Origin of the sequence: Psychrobacter sp. FME5, from assembly GCF_014861375.1 — a bacterium.
GTDB lineage: Bacteria > Pseudomonadota > Gammaproteobacteria > Pseudomonadales > Moraxellaceae > Psychrobacter.
In genome coordinates, this window is sequence record NZ_RRYX01000029.1 from 21,505 (window position 1) to 27,588 (window position 6,084).

Annotated in this window: 6 protein-coding genes; 4 read left to right on the plus strand and 2 right to left on the minus strand. The window is 43.2% G+C overall.

Annotation, left to right across the window (positions count from 1 at the left end; genetic code table 11):
- The first annotated feature begins 362 nt into the window (after positions 1-362).
- Both EI161_RS06120 and EI161_RS06125 read left to right on the plus strand, forming a co-directional pair.
- The gene (locus tag EI161_RS06120) at positions 363-1,604 is read left to right on the plus strand and encodes an RluA family pseudouridine synthase (protein WP_192524330.1); all 1,242 of its coding nucleotides are present in this window, start codon (positions 363-365) and stop codon (positions 1,602-1,604) included.
- Between the two features lie 9 nt (positions 1,605-1,613).
- On the plus strand, positions 1,614-2,585 hold the full coding sequence (locus tag EI161_RS06125; RefSeq protein ID WP_192524325.1) for a polyphenol oxidase family protein: 972 nt from the start codon (positions 1,614-1,616) through the stop codon (positions 2,583-2,585).
- An 86-nt stretch (positions 2,586-2,671) separates the two neighbouring features.
- Here the strand turns inward: EI161_RS06125 and EI161_RS06130 are convergent, their stop codons facing one another.
- Positions 2,672-3,934: a YeeE/YedE family protein gene (locus EI161_RS06130; protein ID WP_192529229.1), complete on the minus strand. Its 1,263-nt coding sequence runs from the start codon at positions 3,932-3,934 to the stop codon at positions 2,672-2,674.
- 436 nt (positions 3,935-4,370) lie between these two features.
- On the opposite strand from EI161_RS06130, the gene EI161_RS06135 reads away from it, so the two are divergent.
- Complete coding sequence (locus tag EI161_RS06135; RefSeq protein WP_192524327.1) at positions 4,371-4,973, plus strand: flavodoxin family protein; 603 nt, start codon at positions 4,371-4,373, stop codon at positions 4,971-4,973.
- 153 nt (positions 4,974-5,126) lie between these two features.
- Here EI161_RS06135 and EI161_RS06140 read toward each other — a convergent pair whose 3' ends face one another.
- Positions 5,127-5,303 carry a hypothetical protein gene (locus EI161_RS06140; RefSeq protein ID WP_192524328.1) on the minus strand — a complete coding sequence of 59 codons (177 nt, stop codon included), beginning with the start codon at positions 5,301-5,303 and terminating at the stop codon, positions 5,127-5,129.
- A gap of 324 nt (positions 5,304-5,627) precedes the next feature.
- Between EI161_RS06140 and EI161_RS06145 the strand changes: the two genes are divergently transcribed.
- Positions 5,628-6,084, plus strand: a 457-nt coding sequence (locus EI161_RS06145) for an IS30 family transposase (RefSeq protein WP_192529230.1), incomplete at its 3' end; no start/stop codon positions are given.

The following is a 6,084-nucleotide window of genomic DNA, read 5'->3' on the forward strand; positions in this document are numbered from 1 at the left end:
ATGTCACTGGTACCGATAAATATACAGTAAATTACAGCAATGTCATATTTTAGAGAGTTAATGGCTAGGGCGTATTGATCGTTCACAGGTAGTCGCTGTGAATGCCATGGTCGAATATTTAGCACAGCATAACGCTCAACATGCCAAGTGATAATCAAAAAGTGACAGATAACGCATCGCTTCTATAGGGCTTAAACGCTCAATATGCTACACTATGACGATATTACTGCCGTTTTTTTGACGACGATTGCTTATACAGCCCCTAAGTGTTTTACTTAATTTTTATTCGATTTTAAAAAGTCACCTTGCAAAACCATGTCAGAGACTTTGCCACTTATATATCTGCTATGAATAATAATGCTATGACTACCCATTTACCACCGAATCAATTGCTAAATACTGATTCATCAGCACAAGAGTCACCGATGCCAAATGACGTTTTAAATAATAGTGAGTTACCTGATGATAATCAGACAGCGCTTGATGAGCAAGTGTATGACAATAGCTTGTCCGATCATGAAGAATTGGGTGACGATATTCACGACGAGTTAGATGACTACAGTGGCGATGACGAAGAACACCAGGGTGATGAAGCATCAGCTGCTGGGCAATCGGTGCCTGTCATCATTGATGTTACCCATACCGCCACAGAAGATGAAGCTGGTTTGCGAATTGATAAATTGGCATCAAAAGCATTTACTGATTTTTCGCGTGTACAGTTGCAAGGCTGGATTAATGACGGCAGCTTGCTGTATAACGGCAGTGTGCAAAAACCAAAAGTCCGGGTCAAAGCAGGTGATGTCTTGCATTTATCAACGACATTAGAGCAGCATAGCGAAGACCAGCCAGAAGATATCGCGATCGAAGTGGTCTATGAAGATGACGATGTATTGGTCATCAATAAACCCGTCGGTATGGTAGTGCATCCTGGCGCGGGCAATCAAACAGGCACTTTGGTCAATGCACTACTGTATCATTATCCTCAACAGCACCATTTACCGCGTGCAGGGTTGGTACACCGAATTGACAAAGACACCTCGGGGCTATTGCTGATTGGTAAAACCAAACCTGCACAAATGGCACTGATGGAGCAGTTAAAAGACAAGTCCGTTTATCGTCATTATCAATGTGTAGTGGCAGGGGATGCGGCTAGCTTATTACGCCATCGCCGTATCGATGCACCGATTGGACGTCATCGCAATCAGCGTACCAAAATGACGGTGATGACGGCAGGACGCGAAGCAGTCACACATTTATTAAATGTAACCCCTCTCAATGATAATTATTGCTTATTGGATGTTGGCTTGGAAACGGGTCGTACGCACCAGATTCGAGTACATCTGAGCCATGTTACCTATCCGATAGTCGGTGACCGGGTCTATGGCGGCCGCCGTCAACTGCGAGCAGGACTTACAGAAGCGCAGCGCCAAGCAATCAATAACTTTCCACGTCAAGCTCTGCATGCTTATACGCTCGGTTTCGTGCATCCCACGACAGGTGAGGATATTGAAGTAACGACCCCACTGCCTGAAGATATGCAGCAGTTAATGGCGGTGTTAAGCGAAGGTTATGATGATGAGCAAACTTCGCCTAAAAGTCGCTGAGAATCAGCCATGAACGATAAGCTTCCTATGACCTTAATTGCGCAAATTGATGATGTCGCTGTTTTTCAAACGGCGGCTTTTTTTGCTGACGATATAGTGGCTACTGATGCCAATCTAAATGTTATTCCCTCAGCAAATCAGCCCAGTTATGGTGAGCTAAATTTAGGGCTGCATGTCAATGATAATGCAGCAGTAGTACTGGGCAACCGGATGCGGCTGTTGGCTGCTATTAATGAGCAAGTAGTAAACGTATCACCGGATAATAAGCAATGCTCAGGTATCAAACATTTACACTGGGTCAATCAAATCCATGGCAAACAAATTCATGATATCGATGCGACCGCGCTGAGTATGCAACCACTGGCCGCCGATGCCATGGTTAGTCAGCAAGACGATGTAGGTCTGGCGATAATGACCGCCGATTGTGTGCCTATCGTGCTATATCAGCCCGCAACGGGGAAAATAGCTGCTATTCATGCTGGCTGGCAAGGTCTGGCTTGTGGCGTCATCCAAGCGACCGCTGAACGCTTTGGTAGCGGCGGAAAAGTTATGGCTTGGATAGGCGTTTGTATCAGTCAGAATAACTATGAAGTTGGTTGTGACGTGAGAGATAAGTTGCGAAAAGGGTGCTTAGAAAACCAATTATTGACCACAGCAGATATGGCTAAATTCAATCAGCGATATGTCATAAACTCTGCTGATGATATAAATATCAATAGCAACGCTCGGTATTTACATAAGACAGTTGCTAAGCCATCAAACTGTGCCACAGTCGGCGCGGATAAGGTTAAGATAGATTTATCGAGACTCGCGGCCGACCAATTAGTATCAGCAGGTATCCTCGTAGAGAGTCAGCCCTCTAACGCTTGTAGTTATTCTGATAGCCGTTATTACTCTTATCGACGGCAGACACATTTACAGCAGCCTGCTACTGGGCGGATGGCGCTAGTAATTGTACGCAGTATAGCTAGCCCTAAATAAAAGAAATACAAGTATTATAACGCGTTACTGGGACGAATTCTTCTTGCTTGCTAAAGAAAGCTATTCATTAATCATTCGTTCGTTTTTTAGCATACTGAATCATTAGATTTCGGTACCGATAACCCAAATAAGGGACGTAGATACAGGGCTAAGAAAGTCCCTGCCATAGCCATGATGCCCCAGATATAACCATGAGCACTGAAGGATGCAATACCGCCAAAATAAGCGCCAATATTACAACCAAAAGCCAGACGTGCGCCATAACCCATCATTAACCCACCAATCACGGAAGCTGCAAAATTGCCCAAAGTAATCTGGGTAAACTTGAATAAACCACCTGCTGCCGAAGCAATAAAAGCGCCAATGATGATACCGATATTCATAACCGTGGTCGAATCAGCAAAGATTGAAGCGTTTAACGCGGCTGCATTAGCCCCCTGCCAATAGCCCCAGCTAGCAACATCAACGCCAAAGTTGCTCGCAATTTTTGAGCCCCATAACGAAAATGCAGAGGTAATACCCCAGGGTTGCCCGCGTGTCATTAATGTCAAAGCATTAAGTAAACCCAAGACAATCGCGGCGGCAAATAATGGCCAAGAGCCACGGAAGATGCGTTTCCAACCTTTTTCAGTCGGTACAGGTGCCATTTTAGGTGCGTTGGTTTTTTTCTCAACAACGAGCGTGACCCACGCAATCAAAGCAAACAGTGCCAAAGACACTATCCAAGCGCCACTGTAACCAAGGCCAGTAGACGTCGCTAGAGAAAAAGGGGCAAAGGAGGGCATCTCTTCTGTCCAAAACGGCAAATGATAAGCACCAACAGTCGCGCCAATGATAAAGAAGATAAAGGTAATGAACATCACTGAGCGTCCACCACCTACTGCGTAGAGCGTGCCAGAAGCACAACCACCACCAAGCTGCATGCCAATACCGAATACAAAAGATCCTACGAGCAAACTAACACCGATTGGCGACACATAACCTGCGACCGATCCACCAAAAATCGTCGTACCATATGCAAGAATAGGTGCGAATAAAGTAACAGCAACCGCTAACATCAACATATGAGATCGCATTGCTTGTCCATTCCCTACCGACATCAGACGTCTAAATGCTGAAGTAAAACCAAAGCGGGCATGAAACAAGGTATAGCCAAGCAACAAGCCAATAATAAAAAGTAAGGGCTGGGCAATAGGCTGGGTGCCAAACAGATAGACCAGCATAATAAAACCCGCAATCGCGCCGCCTGCTATCAGTCGTTTTTGTGGGTCATTTAAAGCCAAAGACTCTCTAGCAATAGGATCTCGTGTATCGTTCACAGGTTGAACTCTAGTCGTTGTAGTCGTCAAGGGGATAACTTCCTTCTCTGATATATAGTTTCAGAGTTAATTATTTATAATATTGTTTTGGAATATTTAAGTGGTTTATTCGAGGATATTTGAATAAGCGCACTATGATAAACCCGTTTTTAATAATGGCTATAAGAAGAGAGGGAATTAGTATATTCAAATATGGAATAACTTAGGCAGGTTTGATTAGGTGCTGAGGTTTAGAGGTATGAGATTGATTGTCTTCTTTTCCTGTGTATTATCAATGTGGTTTCACATTGAGTTTAATCGCTACATTTTTAGCGCATTAATTAAGCCTTTGTTAATACAGTGGCAACAATAAGGTTGAATTTATAAAAGCTTGCCTCATATCAATTAACTATTGCGCCCGCTGTCTTATATAGTAGTTAGTATTTAATGACAGACTATATTCAACCAAACAATTATTAGAGTTTGTATGACTACACCTATAAAGCCTTCATCAGCTTGCATTGATAACCTTCCTAGCGTATCCATTGCTGTTATTTACCATAGTAATTATGGTCATACCAAGCGCGTCGCAGAAGCGATAGTGACTGGTGCGCGTCAGCAATTACCAGAAGCGCAAGCCAAAGCCGTCGATGTCCATGATGTTGATTGGGATTTTTTGGATCAGGCAGATTTATTGGTTTTTGGTAGTGCGGTGTATATGGGTAGCGTGACGGCAGGATTTAAGACCTTTATGGATGAGACATCAAAGCGTTGGTATCATCGTAAATGGGAAGGTAAGTGGGCAGCAGGCTTCGCCAATTCAGGCGGACTTAGCGGTGATAAATTGGCTGTGTTACAGCAGATTTGCTTATATACCATGCAGCATGGGATGAACTGGATAGGGTTGCCGCTGATGCCAACCGGTCATGAAGCTCATGATTTAAATCGTTTATCGAGCTTTTTGGGCTTGATGACTCAGTCGCTAGATGGCCCACCTGAAGAAACGCCAGGCGCAGGGGATATCGATACGGCAATTTGGTTTGGAGATCACCTAGCCAAGACTATTATTAAACATCAGCCTAGGTCCTAGTTCTATAATCAATTAGAAATAAAAGCGATACGATTGTTGCTATTAACCGTTCTAATATTTAAAATGTTTAACAAATCCTATTATGTAAACATCAAAAAGCAGATATCACTTTGATATCTGCTTTTTTTAATTTTTCTTTTGGTACATCGGTTTTTATTTTTTATCGTTCGTAGTCGTGATTGGCGCAGTTTTAACCAGTATGTTTTTAGCGGGCACATTTTTAATAGCGTTGTTTTTGACAGGAATAGGACTATCGACAAATTGGATTGACTGGCAACCTGTCATAAGTAACGTGGCGGTGAATAAGTAGGTCAGGGTTAACGACTTCATAGAATTATCTCAAAAGGGAAGAGGTGGTGTTAAAAAGCGTTCACCATAAATAAAACATAGTGCTATGCAATCGCTTATTTTATAGCAACTGATGACGTTTAAAAAATAAACTGATCGTGCCTGTAAGGCTAGTTATAGAAGGCGTTTCAATTGAGGTCTATGTATCTATTATGTACAGCAATGATGATTAATAATAGAGGATATACTGAATTTTTGACAGCTTAGATTAACACATGAAGTGCAATACCAAATGTGAGGTGAAAAAAAGACCTAGATGCGCTAGCATCAAAGTTTTTATCCACCGACCAAAGTGAGATTGCAACCATGAACTATACACATCTAAGCCTAGGTGAACGATACCAGATTTATGCCCTTAAAGGGGCAAAACATAGTATTAAATTTATAGCGAGGGCGTTAAACAGAAGTCCCAGCACCATATCAAGAGAGCTAAGGCGTAATAAAGGCCTGCGCGGTTACCGAGCAAAGAATGCTAATAACAAGGCTTGTGACAGACGGTCAAACAACGCGCTCACTATTATTGCTGACGTATGGGATTGGGTCACAGACAAGCTAAAAGACAGCTGGAGTCCTGAACAAATAGCCGGCGTTCATGGTGGTATTAGTCACATGAGCATCTATCGCTATATCTGGAGGGACAAGAGACAAGGCGGCAGGTTATGGCAGTGTCTCAGACGCAAAGCCAAACCTTACCGTAAGCGACTAACGGCTGAGACCCGAGGCCGTATCAACGACAGAGTCTCGATTCATGAGCGCCCTTGTA

Excerpts from the sequence above, each read along its gene's own strand:
- EI161_RS06120 (WP_192524330.1), top strand. The coding sequence starts at position 363 with ATGACTACCCATTTACCACCGAATCAATTGCTAAATACTGATTCATCA.
- EI161_RS06125 (WP_192524325.1), top strand. The coding sequence starts at position 1,614 with ATGAACGATAAGCTTCCTATGACCTTAATTGCGCAAATTGATGATGTC.
- EI161_RS06135 (WP_192524327.1), top strand. The coding sequence starts at position 4,371 with ATGACTACACCTATAAAGCCTTCATCAGCTTGCATTGATAACCTTCCT.
- EI161_RS06140 (WP_192524328.1), bottom strand. The coding sequence starts at position 5,303 with ATGAAGTCGTTAACCCTGACCTACTTATTCACCGCCACGTTACTTATG.